The sequence below is a fragment of the Micromonospora sp. NPDC048170 genome (genome assembly GCF_040652795.1).
Taxonomy (GTDB): Bacteria; Actinomycetota; Actinomycetes; order Mycobacteriales; family Micromonosporaceae; genus Micromonospora.
This window is the reverse complement of the sequence record NZ_JBEZMR010000002.1, coordinates 343244-364002: the sequence shown is the minus strand read 5'-3', so window position 1 is coordinate 364002 and position 20759 is coordinate 343244. Positions and strand designations below refer to the sequence as shown.

At 71.7% G+C, this 20759-nt stretch carries 16 protein-coding genes, 1 tRNA gene and 1 riboswitch; of the genes, 8 read left to right on the top strand and 9 right to left on the bottom strand.

What is annotated here, in order from left to right:
• Window positions 1-26: 26 nt before the first annotated feature.
• On the bottom strand, window positions 27-1154 hold the full coding sequence (locus tag AB0D32_RS05230) for a PP2C family protein-serine/threonine phosphatase (protein WP_357085139.1): 1128 nt from the start codon (window positions 1152-1154) through the stop codon (window positions 27-29).
• Between the two features lie 99 nt (window positions 1155-1253).
• Window positions 1254-1883, bottom strand: coding sequence for a septal ring lytic transglycosylase RlpA family protein (locus AB0D32_RS05225; protein WP_357085137.1), 630 nt, complete (start codon window positions 1881-1883; stop codon window positions 1254-1256).
• Between the two features lie 197 nt (window positions 1884-2080).
• On the opposite strand from AB0D32_RS05225, the gene AB0D32_RS05220 reads away from it, so the two are divergent.
• The 3 genes from AB0D32_RS05220 (at window position 2081) to AB0D32_RS05210 (ending at window position 4431) form a co-directional block, all read left to right on the top strand.
• The gene (locus AB0D32_RS05220) at window positions 2081-2632 is read left to right on the top strand and encodes a phosphoribosyltransferase family protein (protein ID WP_357085135.1); all 552 of its coding nucleotides are present in this window, start codon (window positions 2081-2083) and stop codon (window positions 2630-2632) included.
• 33 nt (window positions 2633-2665) lie between these two features.
• Complete coding sequence (locus AB0D32_RS05215; protein WP_357085133.1) at window positions 2666-3919, top strand: questin oxidase family protein; 1254 nt, start codon at window positions 2666-2668, stop codon at window positions 3917-3919.
• 80 nt (window positions 3920-3999) lie between these two features.
• Window positions 4000-4431: an ASCH domain-containing protein gene (locus AB0D32_RS05210; RefSeq protein ID WP_357085130.1), complete on the top strand. Its 432-nt coding sequence runs from the start codon at window positions 4000-4002 to the stop codon at window positions 4429-4431.
• Between the two features lie 135 nt (window positions 4432-4566).
• Here the strand turns inward: AB0D32_RS05210 and AB0D32_RS05205 are convergent, their stop codons facing one another.
• On the bottom strand, window positions 4567-5448 hold the full coding sequence (locus AB0D32_RS05205; protein ID WP_357085128.1) for an LLM class flavin-dependent oxidoreductase: 882 nt from the start codon (window positions 5446-5448) through the stop codon (window positions 4567-4569).
• A gap of 151 nt (window positions 5449-5599) precedes the next feature.
• Window positions 5600-7639: a cell wall-binding repeat-containing protein gene (locus tag AB0D32_RS05200; RefSeq protein ID WP_357085126.1), complete on the bottom strand. Its 2040-nt coding sequence runs from the start codon at window positions 7637-7639 to the stop codon at window positions 5600-5602.
• A 322-nt stretch (window positions 7640-7961) separates the two neighbouring features.
• Between AB0D32_RS05200 and AB0D32_RS05195 the strand changes: the two genes are divergently transcribed.
• Window positions 7962-9932, top strand: coding sequence for a cell wall-binding repeat-containing protein (locus AB0D32_RS05195; RefSeq protein WP_357085124.1), 1971 nt, complete (start codon window positions 7962-7964; stop codon window positions 9930-9932).
• A gap of 218 nt (window positions 9933-10150) precedes the next feature.
• On the top strand, window positions 10151-10456 hold the full coding sequence (locus AB0D32_RS05190) for a hypothetical protein (RefSeq protein ID WP_357085122.1): 306 nt from the start codon (window positions 10151-10153) through the stop codon (window positions 10454-10456).
• Between the two features lie 15 nt (window positions 10457-10471).
• Here the strand turns inward: AB0D32_RS05190 and AB0D32_RS05185 are convergent.
• Window positions 10472-10545, bottom strand: a tRNA-Gly gene (locus AB0D32_RS05185).
• A 430-nt stretch (window positions 10546-10975) separates the two neighbouring features.
• Between AB0D32_RS05185 and AB0D32_RS05180 the strand changes: the two genes are divergently transcribed.
• On the top strand, window positions 10976-11959 hold the full coding sequence (locus AB0D32_RS05180; protein ID WP_357085120.1) for a zinc metalloprotease: 984 nt from the start codon (window positions 10976-10978) through the stop codon (window positions 11957-11959).
• A 142-nt stretch (window positions 11960-12101) separates the two neighbouring features.
• Here AB0D32_RS05180 and AB0D32_RS05175 read toward each other — a convergent pair whose 3' ends face one another.
• Window positions 12102-12653, bottom strand: a complete 552-nt coding sequence (locus AB0D32_RS05175; RefSeq protein WP_357085117.1) for a pyridoxamine 5'-phosphate oxidase family protein — start codon at window positions 12651-12653, stop codon at window positions 12102-12104.
• A gap of 78 nt (window positions 12654-12731) precedes the next feature.
• Between AB0D32_RS05175 and dcd the strand changes: the two genes are divergently transcribed.
• Window positions 12732-13310 (top strand): dCTP deaminase, encoded by a 579-nt coding sequence (dcd, locus tag AB0D32_RS05170; RefSeq protein ID WP_357085115.1) that lies wholly within the window; start codon window positions 12732-12734, stop codon window positions 13308-13310.
• A 70-nt stretch (window positions 13311-13380) separates the two neighbouring features.
• On the opposite strand, the gene AB0D32_RS05165 is transcribed toward dcd, so the two are convergent.
• Window positions 13381-14421 (bottom strand): NlpC/P60 family protein, encoded by a 1041-nt coding sequence (locus AB0D32_RS05165; protein ID WP_357085113.1) that lies wholly within the window; start codon window positions 14419-14421, stop codon window positions 13381-13383.
• Between the two features lie 12 nt (window positions 14422-14433).
• Window positions 14434-14568: riboswitch (cyclic di-AMP (ydaO/yuaA leader) on the bottom strand.
• Window positions 14569-14807: 239 nt separating this feature from the next.
• Here AB0D32_RS05165 and AB0D32_RS05160 point away from each other — a divergent pair.
• Window positions 14808-16829: a peptidoglycan recognition family protein gene (locus tag AB0D32_RS05160; RefSeq protein WP_357085111.1), complete on the top strand. Its 2022-nt coding sequence runs from the start codon at window positions 14808-14810 to the stop codon at window positions 16827-16829.
• Between the two features lie 64 nt (window positions 16830-16893).
• On the opposite strand, the gene AB0D32_RS05155 is transcribed toward AB0D32_RS05160, so the two are convergent.
• Together AB0D32_RS05155 and AB0D32_RS05150 are read right to left on the bottom strand one after the other, a co-directional pair.
• A complete protein-coding gene (locus tag AB0D32_RS05155) occupies window positions 16894-17892 on the bottom strand; it encodes an NlpC/P60 family protein (RefSeq protein ID WP_357085109.1) in 999 nt (332 codons plus the stop codon).
• 342 nt (window positions 17893-18234) lie between these two features.
• Window positions 18235-20451: a (Fe-S)-binding protein gene (locus AB0D32_RS05150; RefSeq protein ID WP_357085107.1), complete on the bottom strand. Its 2217-nt coding sequence runs from the start codon at window positions 20449-20451 to the stop codon at window positions 18235-18237.
• Between the last annotated feature and the right edge of the window lie 308 nt (window positions 20452-20759).

Here is a 20759-nt window from a genome sequence, read left to right as displayed (position 1 = left end):
GTGACAGCGATTACACACCTGCCGGCTCAGCTCTCGGCCGCGCCGACCTCCCAGCTCGGCACGGCCACCGTCGCGGGACCCCGCGAGCCCGTGTACTCCATCAGGACCAGGGCGATGTCGTCGTCGAGCCGGCCGTGCACCCACTCGACCAGGGCGGTCTCCAGCGAGGCGAGCCCGTCTCCGACCGTGCCGTGACCGAGCAGCCGCCAGGCCCGGTCGGCGGTCGGGAAGAACTCGCCGTCCCGGCGCGCCTCGCCGAGCCCGTCGGTGAAGAGCAGCAGCCGGTCTCCGGGCTCCAGCCGCTCCACCCGGGGACGGACCACCGGCATGAAGCCCAGCGGCGGGGCGGGGGCCGGCGGTTCGAGCGGGATGACGGCGCCCCGGCGCAGCAGCAGCGGCGGCGGATGACCGCAGTTGACGATGGTGAGCGTCCCGCCCCGTTCCTCGACGAGCGCGGCGGTGACGAAGTCCTCGTCACCCACGCTGCGGGCCACCGCCCGGTCCAGGTCGGTCACGATGGCCCGCAGGTCCGCCCGTTCGTACGCAACGTGCCGGTACGAGCCCAGCACGATGCTGGCGAGGCGGACCGCGTCCAGGCCCTTGCCCCGCACGTCGCCGATGATCATCCGCACCCCGTACGGCGTGTCGACCGCCTCGTACAGGTCACCGCCGATCTCGGCCGTGGCGGTGGACGATATGTAGCGGGCGGCCACCGAGAGCGTGCCGACCTGCGGCCCGAGCGGACGCAGCACGGCCTGCTGGGCGACCGAGGCCAGCCGGGACAGCTCGGCGATCCGCTCGGCCTGACGCTGTCGTACGGCTGCGGTGGCCACCGCGATCGCGGTGCCCAGCGCGATGCCCGCGACGGCGACCGCGGTGGGAAGCGTCGTGGCCTCCTCGCCGAGTGCGAAGCCGGCCCCGAGGGCCGTGGCGGCCACGCCCACGCCGAGCGTGATGCGCCACGACGCCAGTGCCGCCGTCAGGAACGGCGCGGCGGCCATCAGCGCGATGTAGTTCGCCGGACGGCCGTCGGCCAGCTCCACGGCCGAGACGATCGCGAGCAGGACGAAGGCCGCGCCGAGGCCGGCGCGGGATCCGGGGCTCAGTGGGCCGGGGCCCGACTGGAAGGGTCGCGTGCGTACGAGGGACAGCATGCCTGATGGACGTGAGCGGGTGAATGAACCTGGCCCGTCGTCCGAGGATGTTCTGTCCACGCGGGTCATGTCACCGGGCCGATCGCCACCGGGCGAGAGTCAGCCGAGCACCTCGTACCGGACCTGCACGTGGCCGGCGTCGAGCGAGGCGATGTCGGCGAACGCGGCCCGGGACAGGTCCAGGCAGCGCCCCTCGATGAACGGGCCGCGGTCGTTGATGCGTACCGTCACGGACTTGCCGTTCGCCGGGTTGGTGACCCGGACCCTCGTGTCGAACGGCAGGGTCTTGTGGGCGGCGGTCAGCGCGGAGGGGTCGAAGTTCTCGCCGTTGGCGGTGAGCTGCCCCTCGGAGTAGAACGAGGCGCCGCACGAGCCGCTGTCGACCACCGGGCGGGCGGTGCTGCTCTTCTTCGTCGCGGTGGGCTTCGGCGCGGCGGTGCGCGGCTTGCTCCGGGAGGGGGCCTGGGTGGACCGGGCGACCTTGGGGCTGGCGGTCACACTCGGCGACGCGCTGGCGCTCGGCGGGGCGGCCGGCGAGCTGGGGGCCACACTGCTCGGCAGGCCGGTGGGCGCGAGGTCCACGGCGGCCGGCCGGGCGGTCTCCGCGCCCGAGGTCAGTTGGACGGCACCGACGGTGCCGCCGACGGCGAGGGCGACCCCGACCGCCGCGGTGGCCGCGATGCCGGCCGGCGAGGAGAACATGCGGGTACGGGAGTGCCTACCAGCCACCGGCCCGGTCCTTTCGTCATCTGAACAAACCGGGTCGGACCGTAACGAGAGAAGCACATCCGAAGTCAACGTGATCATAGGCATATGACCGCAATTGCGGTGATACGTGTAGCCGATCATCCGATCCGAGGTGGGCCGGGCAGCCCAGGGGCGGGGCGGGCCACCCGGGCCAGCCCCCGTGGCGCAGGATGGATCGCATGCCCTCCGAGCTGAGCGCACGTCTCGCCGCGCTGGTCAGGTGGATCGATCCCGGGCCCGGCGCCAGTCACCTGGTCAGCGACATCTCCGGCTGGTGGCGGGATCCGGAAGTCCTCGCCCGGCTGGGGCCGGCCCTCGTGGAACCGTTCCGGGCAGCCCGGCCGACGGTGGTCGTCTCGCCGGCCGTCACCGGATACCTGCTCGGCCCGCTCGCCGCGACGGCGCTCGGGGTCGGCTTCGTGCCGGCACACAAGCCGGGCGACGGCCGGCTGCCCGCCGGGCCACTCACCTGGGCGCGGAGCCAGCCGGACTTCCGGGGCCGGCGGGTCGACCTGGCCGTCCGGAACCACGGCCTCGACCGGGGCGACCGGGTGCTGGTGGTGGACGACTGGGTCGCCACCGGGGCGCAGGTACGCGCGCTCTACGAGATCTGCGCGGCGCGCGGCGCGGAAGCGGTCGGCACCGCCACGGTCGTACTCGACTGCCCTCCGACGATCGCCGCCGAGCTGCGCGTCCGAGGGCTCGTCGAGGGCACCGACCTGACGGGTTGACCTGAAGCCCGGTTGAGGTCCGAGGATCGTGCCATGGGCGAGGGAAGTGCCGTGGGCGAGGGAATCCTGGACGAGGCGTACCGGCGGCTGCACCGGACCGGCCCCGAGTACGCGGGCTGGCTCTCCAATCACGGGCCGATGGCCGTGGAGGCACTGGTCCGGCACGGACACGACCGGGAAGTGCACCGCTGGCTGGACGCGTACCTGGGGCGGCTGGACGAGCTGCCGCGCGGCCTGCGCCCGATCGAGGACTGGCGCGACGCCCTCGGCGACCCGAAACGGGCCGGGGACTGGCTGGCCCACTTCGACCGCGAGCTGCGGGAACGCCCCTGGCGGGAGGTGCTCGACACCTGGTGGCCCCGGCTGCTGCCGGGCATCGCCGCCGGCGCCACGCACGGCGTCATCCGGGTCGGCCACGCCGTCCGCGCCCTACGAAAGGCGCCGGAGGGCCCCGAGCGGCTCGCCGAGCTGGGCCAGGCCCTCGGCTACTGGGCCGCCCGATGGCAGCCGGTCCCCGGCGTCAACCAGACCACCAGCGGCACCGGAACCGCCGGGCCAACCGGCGCCGGAGCCGCCGGGGCCAGCAGCGCCGGAAACGCCGGGCCGACCGGCGCCGGAACCGTCGGGCCGACCCACGCGGCCTCGTCCGGTAACGGCGCTGCCCCGGGCGGCGACCCCGCCTCGGGCGGCGGCCACGGCGGCGCGGGCGGACCCGGGCAGCCGGCGTCGAGACCTCGGCTGGCCGACGACGTCGATCCACCCGTCGCCGCCGCGTTGGCCGGGCTGCCCCGGATCGCCGACCGGAGCGGCGGTGTCCGGGACCGGCTCGGGCGGCTGCCGGCCGTACCGGACTGGCCGGCCGCGCTGGCGGCACTGCCCCCGGCGCGGACCCCCGCCGGGGCCGAGCGGAACCTGGTCGCACTGGTGCACGCCGCCAGCCTCGACTATCTGCGCTTCGGGCACGCCGATCCCGTGATGCTGGTGCACGCGGTGACCGCGCCGACCGCGGTGCTGCGTACCCTGCCGGCTCTCGACCGGGCGCTGTGGGCGCCGAGCGTCGCCGCGGCCTGGTCCGCGACGGCGGCTGTGACCTCGGTGTACGCCCCACCGCAGCCAGCCTCGCCACCGGCGGTGGCCACCGGCGACCCGGCGGAGGTCTTCGCCCGGGCCGCGCGGCACGGCGACGCGCACGTGGTCAAGCTGGCCGACGCGGTCCTGGACACGCACGCGGCGACCGGCGACGACCGGGTGCTCGCCGCCGCCGGCTACGCCGGTCAACTGATCTGAACGAGCGTCGCGGCGCCACACCGACGGCGGGGGTGGAAACCCCACGACGGGCGCTCGGCGGCGGCGGTACCGTCGGCAGGATGTGGCCTCGGATCGGTGGACTGCGCACCCTCGCCCTCGGCACCCCCGGTGAGCTGAGGACACGGCTGAACACCCTGGTGCTCGCCGGAGTGAAGACGGCAACCGCCGGGCTGGTCACCGAGTACGCCGAGGAGTGCGAGGAACTGGAGCACCCCGGCGAGCGGCTGGCCCTCGTCGACGACGCGGACGCGCTGGTCGGCGTCGTACAGGTCACCGGCGTCGAGGTGGTCCGCTTCGCCGAGGTGCCGTGGGACTTCGCCCGCTCGGAAGGCGAGGGAGACCGTTCCATCGAGGAGTGGCGCGAGGGTCACGCCGCCTACTGGGCGCGGGTCGGCACCCCCGTCACCGACGACAGCGAGATCGTCTGCATCCGGTTCCGGCTGGTCTCCGGCGGCGACGGCGGGATCGCCACCGGAGACCTCGGCACCTGAGCCCGTCGGCGCGGCGCGTTCGCCGGCCCGGCGCGTCGACGTGGCCCCGGGGCGGAGCGCAGTCAGGCCACGGACACCAGCACGGCCCAGTGCGCCGCCCCGGCCCGAGCCGCCACCGTCCCGGTGGCAGGACGGTCAGACGCGGCGGAGTTCGGGCAGCAGGCGGGTGGCCACGTCCGCCAGGACGGCCTCGTCGCCCGCGTACCAGCTGCTGGCCCGGGGCCAGTGGGTGACCACGTCGGTGAAGCCGAGGGCGGCGGCCCGGCCGACCTGGTCGGCGAAGAACTCGGCGCTGCGCAGCGAGAAGACCGGCGCGGAGTCGAGCGAGAGGTAGCGGTCCAGGGTGCCCGGGTCACGGCCGGCTGCGGCGAGCGCGGCGTCCATCCGGGCGGCCGCCCCGGCCACCCCGTCCCACCAGCTCTCCAGGTCGTCCGCGTCCGGGCCGGTGGTGACCCAGCCCTGGCCGAACCGCGCCACCAGCCGCATCGACCGGGGCCCGTTGGCGGCCACCACGAACGGCACCCGGGGCGTCTGCACGCAGCCCGGGTTGTTCCGCGCCTCCACGGCGGTGAACCACTCCCCGCGCCAGGTCGTGCCGTCCTCACGCAGGATGAGATCGAGCAGCTCGGTGAACTCGGCGAACCGGTCGACCCGCTGGCGCGGCGGCAGTGTCTCCCCACCCAGCACGGCCGAGTCGAAGCCGATCCCGCCGGCGCCGAGGCCGAGCAGCAGCCGCCCGCCGGAGACGTCGTCGAGTGCGGTGACCTGCCGGGCGAACGCCGCCGGGTGACGGAAGTTCGGCGAGGCGACCAGCGTGCCGAGCCGGATCCGGGAGGTCACCGTCGCGGCGGCGGTCAGCGTGGTCACGGAGTCGAACCACGGCCCGTCGACCAGGTCCCGCCAGCCCAGGTGGTCGTACGTCCAGGCGTGGTCGAAGCCCCACTCGTCCGCCTGCCGCCAGCGGCGTCGGGAGTCGGACCAACGCTGGTCGGGAAGGATCACGATGCCAATCCGCATGATCGCCAGCCTAGGGTTGGCGTCGCCCGGACCGGTGCCGGCACCGCCCACGTCCCCGCGCCCGCTCCGCCTTTCCCGTACCGTCCTCGGCGTCCGCCGAGGTACGACGAAGGGCCCGACCGTGACGGCCGGGCCCTTCTCAGTGGATCGTTCAGCCCAGGGCGGCGCGGCGCTCGCGAGCGGACTTGGCAGCCTCGGCCGCCTCCTCCGCCGTCCGGTGCCCGCCGGTCGCCGGAGCACCAGCGGTCCGCAGGCCGGCGCCGCTGCGGGCGGTCAGCCCGACGTCGGTCGGGTTGCTGGCGATGTTCGAGCCCAGCGGGCCGCCGATCCAGTAACCGGCCTGGTTGCGCTGCCGGTCGGTGACAACTGCGGCCGAGCCGAAGATCAGCGTCTCGCGGGTCGAACCGCTCGACTCGCCGAGCAGGAACTCGGCGTCGATGCCGAGGTCCGTGGCGTTGCCCGGGGTGAGCATCAGCGGGCCGTTGATCAGGCCCATCAGCGCGCCACCAGCGAGCGCGTCCGGCCAGTTGGTGCCGGTGGCGAGCCCAACGGAGCTCTGGCCACCGAAGAACGTCCACGCAGTGATGAGCGCGGTCTCGTAGCGGCTGTCACCCCACACCTCCACGGCGGCCTGCTCACCGTCGTACGCCACTGCGGCCTGGGCGGCGAACCGGCCGATGCCGAACAGGGTGCGGGAGGCCTTCGGCAGGGTGTCCAGGAAGGTCTTGGTGGCCGGCGGCAGCTTGGCCTCGTTGGTGAGGACCACGACGGCAGACTCCGTGGAGCCCGGGTAGGCGTTGAAGGAGCCCGCCGCGGCGCCGGCCGCGAGCGCGTCCGGGAAGTTCATGCCGGTCGCGAGCAGGACCAGGTCGGGGGTCGGGTCGATCGCCTTGGCGATCTCCACCGAGGTGCCGAACCGGTCGGCACCGGCGATCCGCACCACCTTGTAGCCGAGCGCCCGGACCGAGTTCTCCACCCCGCTGGAGAGCGCGCCGGGGCTACCGAGCAGGTACACGGTGCCGCCCGGGGCGAGCACCCGCTGGATCTCCGCCTGGGTGGCGGGCTCCAGGGAGGTGGGCGGGGTCATCAGCAGCGGGCCACGCTTGGCGGCGGCCAGCGCCGAACCGCTCAGCGCGTCGGCGAAGGTGTCCGACCGGGACAGCACCACGGACCGGGCCTGCTCACGCTTGTCGGTGCTGCTGGTGGCCGTCTTCCAGTGCGACTGGGAGACCGCGGTGGAGGTGGTGAACCGGCTCTGGCCCGCGAGACGGGCAACCCGGTCCTTCTTCCGCGGCTGGTACGCCGGCACCCCGCTGGCACCGGCCACGTTGATCGGGTTGGCCGCCTGCGAGCCGTTGGCCGCGGCGGTGGCCACCGGGGTGCCGCCCTGGTTGAAGGCGATGGTCTTGCCGTCCGGGGACCAGACCGGGTTGTCGTGCACCGCGTTGTTGCTGGTGACGACGACCTCGTTCTCGCCGTTCAGGTCGGAGACGATGATCTGACCGTTGCGGACGAACGCCACCTTGGTGCCGTCGGGCGACAGCGCCGGGTTGGAGCCGTTGTCGTCGACCAGCGTGATCCGCTGGTCGACGGGCTTGTTCGGGTCGTAGAGCACCACGCTGGACGCGGCGGCGGGCTGACCGCCGTTGTCCTCGTGGCGCTGGAAGACCACCCGCAGGTCGGGCCCGCCGTCCGGGTTGCGGTAGTGCCGGGTGTCGCCGACCGGAGTGAGTTGCCCGCCGAAGTCGTAGAACGACGAGCTCGGGGCGGTGCGGATCCGCCACGGCTGGCCGGAGAGCTTCTCCGCCCAGATGACGCTGGAGCCGTTGCCCCGCCAGGTCGGGCTCTCGCGGAGCGCGTTCAGGTCGGCGGCCGGCAGGATCTTCGGATACCAGCCCTGACCGTCCCAGCGGACGGTGCTGATGCCGCCCTCCGGGTCGATGTAGGCCGCGACGCTGCCGTCCGGCGACCAGGAGGCCGCCCGCATCCGCTCGTCGAGAGGGTTCGCCAGAACGGTCCGGGACGAGTCGTTGTAGAACCTGAGTGAGGTGGTGTTGTTGCTGGTGGTCAGGACGTTGCCGGAGCCGGGCAGGCTGGCGCTGGCGGCGGGGGCACCCGCCACGAGCGCGGTCGAACCGACCGCGAGGGCCGAGGCGAGCGCCGCGGACCTGCGAAGGGAAGTTGAAGGCAAGGGAACTCCCTGCTGAGAAGCGCGCCGTGGGGATGGCACCCGTCCGCCGGCTGATCCGGCGCGGGGCGGCGCAGATGTGCAGAACCTTAAGAGATCTTTTAGTTTCGCGCTGCCCCGAGTCGCCGATGCGGTACGGACATCTGACTGAACGGTGGAGCCGGCAGGACGATCACCGGCGGGGCAGCGGCTGCTCAGCGCGGCATCGCACCGATTCAGGGCAGCGACCTGTCGCAGGGTTCCTCTACAGTGATCCCGCGCCGCCCGGCTGGCCTGGCCGCCGATCTCAGCATCCGCGCGCACTCATTCTTGTCGAGGAGCCTTCTTGCCCCGAACCAGTTTCCGACGCCGCTCGGCGTTCTGCGCCACGCTGCTCGCCGTCGGCGCCACCACCCTCTTCGGCGGCGGCGACGCCGCGCTCGCCACCCACCGCGGCGGCGGCAGCGTCACCACCAGCAACGGCACGAAGGTCCTGTCCAGCACCGCCGAAAACCGCGACCTCGTCGCGGAGGACCAGACCATCACCGACGCCGCATGGTCGCCGGACGGCAGCCGCGCGGTCTTCGTCACGGGCAACCACCAGATCGCCACGATCGGCGACAGCAGGGCGATCTATCCGATCGCCGGGCCCCAGAACGGGGTCCGACGGGCCACCCCGGAGTGGGTCGGCGACGGCTCGACGGTGATCTGGGCCGCCAAGGCGGACGGCACGCCGTGGCGCATCGAGGAGGCCGCGAGCACGTACGGCTGGGACATCGCCCGCCGCTCTCCGAACGACGGTCACCACTACTTCCAGCCCGACACCAACAACAGTCAGCGCATCGTCGTGCAGCGGCAGGCCGACGACGGCAGCGGCAACCCGACCGGCACGCCCGAGATCGGGTTCCTCGACGGCAGCGCCTACACCCGGATCATCACCGACGCCGCCAGTCCCTCGGTCTCGCCGGACGGCACCAGGGTCGCCTTCATCCGGGGCGGGCAGGTCTGGACGGCGGATTCCTCGGGCGCCAACCCGGCGCAGCTCACCACGGGCGGCACGCAGAAGTCCGATCCGGTGATCAACGGCGACAACCGGTCGGTCCTCTACCGCCACGGCACGCAGGTGGCGGTCACGAACTCCACCGGCCAGACCGTGGTCCACCAGGTGCCCGCCGGCGTCCCGGACTCCCGTCCGCACACCTCCGACCGGGTGGTCCGGCTCGCCGGCACCGACCGGTTCAGCACGGCGACGGCCATCTCGAAGTCACACTGGGCGACTGCCGGCAACTCCTCCGACGCCCGTCCCCGGGCCTCTGTGGCGGTGCTGTCGCGGTCGGACAACTTCGCCGACGCCCTGGGCGGTTCCGCCCTGGCTGCCGCCAAGCAGGGCCCACTGCTGATGACCCCGACCGCCTCGCTCCAGCCGGCGGCCGGTGCCGAGTTGACCCGGATCCTGGCCCCGGGAAGCAGGGTCTATCTGCTCGGCAGTGCCGCGGGGGCGCTCTCCCCGGCAGTCGAGTCGCAGGTGCGGGCGTTGGGCTTCAACCCGGTCCGGATCGCCGGTAGCGACCGCTTCGCGACGTCGGTCGCGATCGCCAACGCGATCGACCCGACCCCCGACATGGTGCTCACGGCCACCGGGATGAACTTCCCCGACGCGCTCGCGGCCGGCGCCGCCGCAGGTGCGCAGAACCTGCCCGGCAAGGGCACCTCCGCAGTCGTCGTACTCACCAACGACGGCCTCCTGCCGGACGCGACCAGGAACTACCTCGACGCGCTTCCCGACCAGTCGGACATCTACGGTGTGGGGCTCTGGGGTGACATCGCCACCCGTCCCTACAACGGGATTCCGCTGGCCGGTGCCGACCGCTTCGAGACCGCGCTGCTGATCGCCTGGTCCTTCTTCGGCGGGCAGAACCACATCGGCGTCGCCACCGGCATGAACTGGCCGGACGCGCTCGCCGGCGGCGCCCTGATGGCCTCCCTCGACGCCCCGCTGATGCTGACGCCGGGCAACGCGCCGGCCGTGGGCGACGCGGTAATCGAGTTGTCCGACGAGATGTCGGGCTCGGTACAGACCGGCCTGATCTTCGGGTCCGCGGCCGTGGTCAACAATGCCCAACTGACCGGCCTCGGTGTATGGATCTGCGGTCCTGGCGGCTACGTGTCGCAGACGAACGCCACGAACGTGTTCCGGACGCCGGGCCGTACCACCGAGGACGCGCGGACGACCGGGGCGAAGGTCCACACCCTGCAAGACCGGGCCGACCGCATCGCCGCCGCCGAGGCGGCGCGCAAGCGACTCGCGGACCGGTAACCAGCAACACCACGACGAGGGGCCCGGCGCTTGCCGGGCCCCTCGTCGGTCTCCGGGTCCGTTACCACCCGCGTGAGAGTTCCCCCGTCCTCCACCCCTCGTCCGCCGTCGAGCTGCCGTGACCGTCAGCCGACGGACGGCCGGCGGAGGCGAAGGCCGAGGTCACCAGACGCAGGTACGGCCTCAGGTCTCACCGGCCTTCCGGCATGGTCCACCTGGTGCGCGAGTGGATCGATCCCGAGCGGGCGCGGATCACGCTCAGCGACCACGCGGAGCGGTGGATCATCCAGCGGCTGTGCCTGCGTCGCGCACCGGAGCAAGCTCGCGGACCTGATGGCCCGGACGGGTCATGCCTCGACCGGGCCGCGCTGATCTATCAGCACACGGCCCGCGAGCGTGACGAGCACATCGCCGACGCGCTCAGCTCGCAGATCAAGCAGAGCCAGAATCGGGCACGTGACGGGCACGGCCGGCGCAAGAAGCGACAACAACGAATGAGGCCCCAGCCAGGAAACCTGCCCTGAGCCGGAGCCTCACGGTGGAGCGGGTGACGGGAATCGAACCCGCACTGTCAGCTTGGGAAGCTGATGTTCTGCCATTGAACTACACCCGCAGGCGGCACCACTGTACCTGAGGCCCCGCGCCGATGCACCCAGGCACCCCTCCGGCGCGCCCGTCACCACGATCTTGACGGCACGGCCGCCCCTCACAGGTCCTCCTGCACGAGGATCGCCGAGCACTGCGGGCGAAACCCCGCCAGGAGGCCAGGAGGGCACCGGCACAGCCGCCGCCTATGATCATCTGGCGTCCGGCGCGCCGACACCCGTACATCGGCGCCAGGCGGGCGGCCGGACGACGCGATCGGCACAGAGCGTCACAACGGCCGTCGCCAGGTGTGGATCACGGGAAGCCCTGCCAGGAAAAGTTTCGCCTCGGCAACATATCACCGTTCTCAAATCCGTCGATCGGTTGTAACGTCTGCCCAACGTTCTCAGCCACGGCGTGACATACCCCCTGTCGCGTCGCCAGAAAGAGGTGGGCCCATGGGACTGCGTCCCAACCTGCTGACCCGGCGTACGGCCGGCGTCGCGTCGACGACCCTCGCACTGCTGCTCAGCACCGCGGCCGTGGGCGTCGTACCGGCCGCTTCGGCCTTCTCCGCCGCCCCGAGCGAGGTCTGCGTCGAGCCGGCCGACGTCCACTCTGACGCCCGCATCAAGCCGGGCGGCGGAGCCAAGCACGAGCCGAACGAGCTGACCCTCGCGGAAACCCGCGAGCGCGAGGCCGACATGGCCGCCGCGCTGCGTGAGCGGGCGCGGTTCCGCGCTGGCGCGGGTGCCTCCGCGATGGCCGCCACCGTCACCATTCCCGTCGTGGTGCACGTGATCCAGGAGAACAGCACCCGGGCCGGCGGCAACATCCCCGACTCGATGATCAACTCGCAGATCAACGTGCTGAACCAGTCGTTCAGCGGGGCGACCGGCGGCGCGTCCACCGCGTTCGCCTTCCAGCTCCAGAGCATCAACCGGGTGACGAACCCGTCGTGGTACCCGATCGTGTCGGGCTCCTCGGCGGAGCGGTCGATGAAGAACTCGCTGCGTACGGGCGGCAAGAACACCCTCAACATCTACCTGGGCGAGCTGAGCGACAGCCTGCTCGGCTGGGCGACCTTCCCCACCCGGAAGCTCAGCAGCATGGACGGCGTCGTCGTGCTGAGCGAGTCGCTGCCGGGCGGCACCGCCACCCCCTACAACCTGGGCGACACGGGCACCCACGAGGTCGGCCACTGGCTGAACCTCTACCACACCTTCCAGGGCGGTTGCTCCGGCGGCGACAGCGTCAGCGACACGGCGGCCGAGGCATCGCCCGCCTTCGAGTGCCCGACCGGGCGGGACACCTGCACCGCCCCGGGCGTCGACCCGATCACCAACTTCATGGACTACAGCTACGACTCCTGCATGTACCAGTTCACCGCCGGGCAGGCCAGCCGCATGCTGACCGCCTGGAACGCGTACCGCGCGGCATAGTTCCGCCGTACGACTTCAACCGGTGCCGGCCTCGCTCGACGGGGCCGGCACCGGCGTCTGTGCGCCCCGGAGGGCGCGCGAACATTGGCTGTGGTCACGGTGTGGCGCCCCGGACGGGGACGGCCCGGGGCGCCACACCGCGTCAGGCGGCCGGGCGGGCGGCGTGGCCGCCGACGCCCCCCGACCGGGTCTCGGGCACCACGACCGTGCCGGCATCGGTTGCGTGCGGATCGAGCCACACCTGGACCGCGGGCCGACCGTGCCCCTCGCCGGCGCCGCCCGCGACGCCAGGCTCCCGGCGGGCCAGCATCGCCACGTCGACGGTGAACTCGAAGACCCGCCAGTCGACCTGTGGCGCGGCCCGCTGGCTGCGGGCCAACCGGTCGACCCGGGCCGGATCGGTCACCGGCCGGGCGTGGCCGGCCACGTAGGCTTCGTCGTCGCTCTCCTCCGGCGGGAAGGAGTGCAGCGCGTAGCGGCCGTCGCGCTCCAGGTCGCGCCGCTTGGGCGAGTCGACGACGAAGCAGAAGAGCCCCTCGTCGGTGATCACCGGAGAGACCGGGTGCACGCGCGGGCCGCCGTCGGCGCGGACGGTGGCCAGGTAGCCGAAGCCCGGCCCGTACTGCTGCATGAGGAGGCGGATCCCGTCGGCGAGGCGGGGCTCGTCGGCGGCGAATTCGGACCAGGAAGCCATGCGGGCATTCTATCGAACAACTGTACGAAGATGCACTCCGACACGCAGGTCACGCGCATCGGTCGCTAAGGTGTTCGGATGCTGCTCTCCGACCGCGACCTGGCCTCCGAGATCGAGGCGGGCACGCTCGCGCTGGAGCCGTTCGAGCCCGCGCTGGTGCAACCGTCCAGCATCGACGTACGCCTGGACAAACTCTTCCGGGTCTTCAACAACCACCTCTACACCCACATCGACCCCGCGCAGCAGCAGGACGACCTCACGTCGTTGGTCGAGGTGCCCGAGGGCGAGCCGTACGTGCTGCACCCGGGCGAGTTCGTGCTCGCCTCGACCCTCGAAGTGATCTCGCTCGGCGACCAGCTCGCCGGCCGCCTGGAAGGCAAGAGCTCACTCGGCCGGCTCGGGCTGCTCACCCACTCGACGGCGGGCTTCATCGACCCGGGCTTCTCCGGTCACGTGACCCTCGAACTGTCCAACGTGGCCAACCTGCCGATCACCCTCTGGCCGGGCATGAAGATCGGCCAGCTCTGCATCTTCCGGCTGTCGTCGCCGTCGGAGCACCCGTACGGCTCGGCCGTCTACGGCTCGCGCTACCAGGGGCAGCGCGGCCCGACCCCGAGCCGTTCCTGGCAGCACTGGCGCACCTGGCCGGTCCGCTGATCCGGCCGTCGGCAGTTGGGAAGGGCACCTTCCTGTACCGAATGCGTTAGGAAGGTGCCCTTACTACACCTCAGCCGGGGCGGCCGTAGCTGTGGATCGGGCCGTCGTCGACCTTCTTCATCCTGACCGGCACCCCGGCGCGGGAGGCGTGCACCACCCAGCCCCCGCCGACGTACATGCCGACGTGGTGCAGGTCGCTGTAGTAGAAAACCAGGTCACCCGGGCGCAGCTCGGCCCGGCTGACGGTCGCGGTGACCCGGCGCTGCTGCGCGGCGTTGTGCGGCAGCGAGACCCCGGCCTTCGCCCAGGCGGCGAGCATCAGGCCGGAGCAGTCGTACGAGTTCGGCCCGTCGGCGCCCCAGACGTAGGGCTTGCCGATCTGGGCGCAGGCGAACGTCACCGCGGTGCCGGCCGCGCCGCCGGGATAGCTGGCCGGACAGGGGGCGGGGCGCAGCGGTCCGCCGCCCCCGCTGCCGTAGATCCGCAGCCGCAGCTTCTGCAACCGGTCGATCTCGGCGTTGATCTGCTTCTTCTTCGCCGCGAGCTGGGCCTCGGTGCGGCCGAGCTGGACGACCATCTCGTCCAGCGGGGCCTTCTTCCCGGCCAGCCGGTCGCGCAGCTCGGCGACCTGCCGCACCTCCTGCTGCTGGTGCTGGGCGAACTGGTCGAGCAGTTCGAGCTGCCCGACCATCTCGCTCGGCGACCGGCTGCCGAGCAGGGCGTTGATCGCGGACGCCTGTTCACCCTTGTAGGCGCGGACGGCCAGCGCGCCGACCTTCTCCATCGCCTGCCCGACCTGCTCCTCCAGCGGCTTGATCTGCGCGGCGAGCGCGTCGGCCTGCTTCCGCTTGGCGGCCAGGTCCTGTCGGACGGCGTTGTGCCGTTCGATGACCGGTTCGAGCCTGTTCCAGTCCTCGTCGATCTGCCGCTCGATCTCGGCGACCGTCGGTTCGGCGTGGGCCGCCGTGGCTCCGCCGATCAGGACGACGGCGAATGCGGCAAGGGCGGCGAGGGCGGTGGTGCAGCGGTACCAGCGTGGGCGCGGCGCAGCCGTCGTCGGGTCGGCAAGGGCCGGCCGGGCGGACGGTGGCCGCGGGGCATGGTGTGCCACCGGGGTCCGTACTCCTTCTTCCGTACCGCCTACCGGGTTAGCTGACGGGTTCGGGCGGGAAGGGGCGCCCTACCGCAGGGACTGCGGATTCACCCCGGGGAACCTGGGTCCCCGGCTCGCTCGGGAGCGACTCGGCGGTGTCGGACCGTCACCGCCCTGGGTGGACGGATTGTCACCGGCCGACGAAAGACCAGAGTAGAGACGGCCGTTATCGATCCGCAACCCTCCAGGCCATGACACTCCGTATTCCCACCGGGCCGGGCGAGATCGCAACCCACGCGACGAAGATTTTCTTCCTTATGAAGTGTCTGATGGAAAGGTATTGACCGGAGGCGGTGGATGAGGCGAAGGTGGCCCCACCTTTGCCCGTCCGAACTGGGGGTCTGATGCACCTGTCAGCGACAACGAGGAGCAGACGCGTCCTGCTGGCCGCCGCCGTGGCCGCCGCCATGGTGGCGACGCCGCTCACCGCCGCCGGATCCGCCGCCGCCGCGCCGACGGCCGACCGGCAGCAGCAGTACGCCGCCGCGGCGGCCGAGTACGGCGTGCCGGAGAGCGTCCTGCTCGGAGTCTCCTACCTGCAGTCCCGCTGGGACACCAACGCCGGCACGCCGAGCACCAGCGCCGGCTACGGACCGATGCACCTCACCGACGCCGAGCACGTCGCCGCCCTGCCCGGGGGCACCCACCACGAGGAGGGCACCGAGGACCCGCGGGGCGACGACTCCCGCCCGTCCCTGGCCGAGACGCCGGAGTCGGCGGCCGAACCGGCTCCCGCCGAGGCCGCCCTGCGGACGCTCGACGCTGCCGCCGAACTGACCGGCGCCAGCGAGGAGGCGCTGCGGACGGACGTCACGGCGAACATCCGGGGCGGCGCGGCGCTGCTGGCCGCGTACCAGAGAGAGATCGGTGCCCCGGTCGGCGCCGACACCGACCCGGCGGCCTGGTATGGCGCGGTGGCCCGCTACTCCGGCGCGGACAGCGCCGACGCCGCGGCGGCCTTCGCCAACGAGGTGTACGCCACCATCGCCACGGGCGACACCCGGCTGACCGACGACGGGCAGCGGGTCACCCTCGCCGCCAGCGCGGTCCTGCCGGAGCGCTCCTGGCTGGACCGGCTGGGCCTGCGCAAGCTCGCCCGGCCCGACGGGCTGGAGTGCCCCGACGACATCTCGTGCGAGTGGATCCCGGCGCCCTACCAGAACTACGGCACCACCCTCGGCGCGTACGGCAACCACGACCTGGCCGACCGGCCCGCGCAGCAGAAGATCGAATACATCGTCATCCACGACACCGAGGGCTACTTCGGGCCCAGCGTCAACCTGGTCAAGGACCCGAAGCGGGTGGGCTGGCACTACACCCTGCGCTCGGTGGACGGCCACATCGCCCAGCACATCAAGACCAAGAACGTCGGCTGGCACGCCGGCAACTGGTACGTGAACTCCAAGTCCATCGGCCTCGAGCACGAGGGCTTCGCGGGCCACGGCACCTGGTACACCGAGGCGATGTACCGCACCTCCGCCAAGCTGGTCCGCCACCTGGCGCGGCAGTACAACATCCCGCTGGACCGCAATCACATCATCGGGCACGACAACGTCCCCGGCACCGTCGCCGCGAACGTGCGCGGCATGCACTGGGACGCCGGACCGTACTGGAACTGGTCGCACTACTTCGACCTGCTCAAGGCGCCGTTCAAGTCGACCGGCACGCCGCGGACGGGGCTGGTCACCATCGACCCGGACTTCGCCACGAACCAGCCGCAGTTCACCGGCTGCAACCGGCAGCCGCCGGGCGTGCCGAACCCGCCCCCGCCGACGGCTCCCTGCCCGCTGCGCGGGTCGTCCGCACTGCCCCTGCACAACGCGCCGAGCCACGACGCACCGCTGGTCAACGACATCGCGCTGCGGCCCGACGGCACCCCGAACACCATGTACGTCTCCGACCACGGCGCCCGGGTCTCGGCCGGACAGACGTACGCCCTGGCCGAGGTGCGGGGAGACTGGACGGCGATCTGGTACCTCGGCCAGAAGTCGTGGTTCCACAACCCGGCCAGCGCCAGGACGGCCAAGTGGAGCGTTGGCCTGGTCGCCACCCCGAAGGCCGGCAAGACCACCATCCCGGTGTACGGCCGGGCGTACCCGGAGCAGGCGGCGTACCCGGCCGGCGTGCCGTACCAGACGATCTCGCCCCTGCAGTACACCCTGTCGGCCGGTGAGCGGTACGCCGTGGGCAACGTGCTCCCCGGCGAGTACTACCGGGCCACCACGTTCGACGGCTCCGCCCCGGGTGACCGGACCGTCATCCGCGGCGACAACAAGTATGTGCAGATCCAGTTCGGCCACCGCATCATGTACGTCAACCTGGACGACGTGAACCTGCTGCCCTCGCCACTGGGCGCGCCCCGCTGATCCATCGCAAAAACGAAAGGGTCCCCGGTCGACCGGGGACCCTTTCGTTCTGCGGGGTACGGGATCAGCCGGGCCTGCGGAACCCGGCCAACGGCATGGTGTTGATGCTGGAGACGTTGACCGGTTTGCCGGCCCGGGCCGCGTGCACCATCTTGTCGTTGCCGAGGTAGAGGCCGACGTGGTGCAGGTCGCTGAAGAAGAAGACCAGGTCACCGGGGCGCGCCTCGGAGCGCGGGATGGCCTTGCCCTCGTTCCACTGGGCACCCGTGAAGTGCGTGAGGTGGATCCCCGCGGCCTTGTAGGCGTACTGGGTCAGGCCGGAGCAGTCGAACGAGTTCGGGCCGGTGGCGCCCCAGACGTACGGGTCGCCGATCTGGGCGCAGGCGGTCCTGATCGCGGTCCGGGCCGCGTCGCTGACCACCCCGTTGATGGTCGGGCACTTCTCCGTCTTGACGGTCGTCACCGGCAGTGACGCCTCGAGCTTCTTGATGTCGGCGTCGATCTGCTTCTTCTTCGCCGCCAGGTCGCTCTGCTGCTTCTTCTGGGCGGCGATGAGCGTGTCGAGCTTCTGCTTCTCCCCGTCGTACTTCTCGCGGAGGGTGGTCACGCCCTGGAGCTGCTTGCGCTCGTTGGCGGCCAGCCGGTCCAGGAGGGTCAACTGCTCGGTCAGCGTGTCCGGCTTGGCGCTGACCAGCAGGGCACCGATGTCGTGGGACGGGCCGGAGATGTAGTAGCGGGCGGCGAGGTCGCCGACCCGGTCCATCGCCAGCTCGCTCTCCAGCGCCAGCGGCTGGATCTTCTTCTCCAGGTCCGCCGACTTCTTGGTGTTGACCTTCAGCTGCGCCCGCACCTTGTTGTACTGCTCGATGGTGGGCTCCAGCTGCTCCCACTTCTGGTTGATCGCGGCCTCGATCTCGTCGACCGAGGGCTCGGCGTACGCGGGCGCGGCAAGCATGCCGGCGCCGACCGCCGCCGCGGCGACCAGGGTGAGCAGACGATGGGCGACCCTGCGCAGGCCACCCGGACGAGCAGACCGTCCCGGTGCGTGACGATGAGGGGGCATGGTTGCCACCGGCACCGACTCCTTTTGCAACCCGACCGCCGGGCGCCTCGCGCGAGGGAAGAGGGGCGAGACAGACGACCCACAGCGGCCGGTGCCCAACATTAGGGAAGGCCGGCAGTGGAATCAAGGTGACCAACGTCCACATCACGCCTGCGCAACCGCCCGCGTACCAAGGGTGTCGGCCCGCCCGTCCACGATCGCGGTCGATGCGTCGTCGCGCGTTCCCAGGTTGAACGGGCGGCGGCCGTCGCTGACCAGCACGACGTCCGCCGGCACGGGAAGCGCGACGGCGGCAGCACCCGGGAGGGTGCCACCGCCGTCGGGTGACTCAGGGGGTACGCGTCAGCCGGCTACCGGTGCCCGCTCGGTGTCGCCCGGCGCCTGCTCGGGCTTGACCGAGCGAAGCAGCACGCTGGCCACGTCGACGACCTCGACCTGATCCCCGGCCTCCTTGCCGTTCACCCCGTCGTTGAGCATCGTCGAGCAGAACGGGCAGCCGACGGCGACCGTCCTGGCCCCGGTGGACATGGCCTCCTCGACCCGGTCCACGTTGATCCGCTTGCCGATCTTCTCCTCCATCCACATCCGGGCGCCGCCGGCGCCACAGCAGAAGGAGCGCTCGCTGTTGCGCGGCATCTCGATGAGGCCGCCGTCGCCCTTCCCGGCCTCGCCGGCGATGGCGCTGCCGAGCACCTCGCGCGGCGGGGCGAAGACCCGGTTGTGCCGGCCCAGGTAGCAGGGGTCGTGGTAGGTGACGCCACCGTCGACCGGCTGCACCGGGGTGAGCTTGCCGGTGGCGACCAGGTGGGCCAGGAGCTGGGTGTGGTGGACCACCTCGAATTCGCCGCCGAGCTGGCCGTACTCGTTGCCGAGGGTGTTGAAGCAGTGCGGGCAGGTGGCGACGATCTTCCGCTTGCTCTTCTCCCGGCCCTCGAACGCCTCGTTGAGGGTCTCGACGTTCTGCTGGGCGAGCATCTGGAAGACGAACTCGTTGCCGATCCGGCGGGCCGGGTCGCCGGAGCAGGTCTCGCCCTCGCCGAGGATCGCGAACTTCACGCCGGCCTCGTTGAGCAGTGTGGCGACCGCCCGGGTGGTCTTCTTGGCCCGGTCCTCGAACGCGCCGGCACAGCCGACCCAGAAGAGGTACTCGAAGTCGTCGACCTCGCCGACCCGCGGCACCTCGAAGTCCAGACCCTTGGTCCAGTCCTCGCGGGTGTTCTGCGGCGCGCCCCACGGGTTGCCCTTGTTCTCCAGGTTTCGCAGCATCACGCCGGCCTCGGACGGGAAGCTCGACTCGATGAGCACCTGGTAGCGGCGCATGTCGACGATGTGGTCGACGTGCTCGATGTCGACGGGGCACTGCTCCACGCAGGCACCGCAGGTGGTGCAGGACCAGAGCACGTCCGGGTCGATGACGCCGCCTTCCTCGGCGGTGCCGATCAGCGGCTTCTCGCCCTCGGCCAGAGCCAGCACGTCGACGTGGGCGAGCTGGGCGGCGGTGGCCTTCTCCTCGCCGGTCAGGTCCTTGCCGCCGCCGGCCAGCAGGTACGGCGCCTTCGCGTACGCGTGGTCACGCAGGCTCAGCACCAGCAGCTTCGGCGACAGCGGCTTGCCGGTGTTCCAGGCCGGGCACTGCGACTGGCAGCGACCGCACTCGGTGCAGGTGCTGAAGTCCAGCAGGCCCTTCCAGGTGAACTGCTCGACCTGGGCGACCCCGAACTGGTCCTTCTCGGGGTCGGCCTCCTCGAAGTCCAGCGGCTCGCCCTGACTGGTCATGGGGCGCAGCGCGCCGAGGCCGGAGACGTCGGCGCCCGGGTCGCGCTTGAAGAAGATGTTGAAGAAGGCCAGGAAGCGGTGCCAGGCGACGCCCATGGTGACGTTCAGGGCGATCACGATCAGCCAGGTCATCGAGATGGCGATCTTGATGAGCGCGGCGACGCTGACGCCGGCCTCCCAGTTCGGCAGCAGGCCGCCGACGGCGTGGCTGAGCGGGGCGGCCCAGACCGGGTACTCGAAGTGGTCGGTGGCGACCTTGAAGCCCCGGATGACGAAGCCCATGATCAGTACGGCGAGGATGATGCCCTCGACGAAGTAGCCCTGCCACATGGTCGAGCCGGTGAACCGGGACTTCCCGCCCGGCCGGGTGGGCCGGTTGCGGAGCCGGATCGCGATCAGCACCAGGATGCTGACGATGCCGAGGATGGCCAGCCACTCGGTGACGAGCCCGTAGAGCGCCCAACTGCCGACGAGCGGCAGCCCGCCGGTCGGGGACACGACCTCGAAGTACGCCTCCAGCACCAGCAGCGACAGCACGATGAAGCCGACCATCACGAACCAGTGCGCCGCGCCCACCACGCTCCAGCGGAGCATGCGGGTGTGGCCGGCGGTCTCGGCCAGCATGGTCTTCGTGCGGGTGCCCTTGTCACCGAAGCGGGTCGGGTCCGGCTGACCCAGCCTGATGACGGCCACCATCTTCATGACCGCGCGTGCCGCAAGCCACACCGCCACGGCGGTGATGGCGAACGCGAGGATCGTGGTGACGATCTGGACGCTGCCCATCGAGTTGGCCTCCCGGTCTGCTGCCTGTCGAGCGGCTCGGCGACCGGGGCCGGTCAGGGTGCGATCGGTCAGCCGTCGCTGCCGCACCCTCGACCGGACCAGTCGATGACCTTGCTCCGCTCGGTCATGCAGTGCAGCCTACGCGCAACGTTACCCAGCAGTAACGTGAATCATCTCGCACTCCGGCCACGCCGCCCTGCGCACACCATAGGGCGCAACCGCCGGAAACACAGGGCTGGGGCTCGATGAGTGACATAGATTGCCACGGCACCGGGCCTCGGGAGGGCGCGATGCCGCCGACTGGCGGG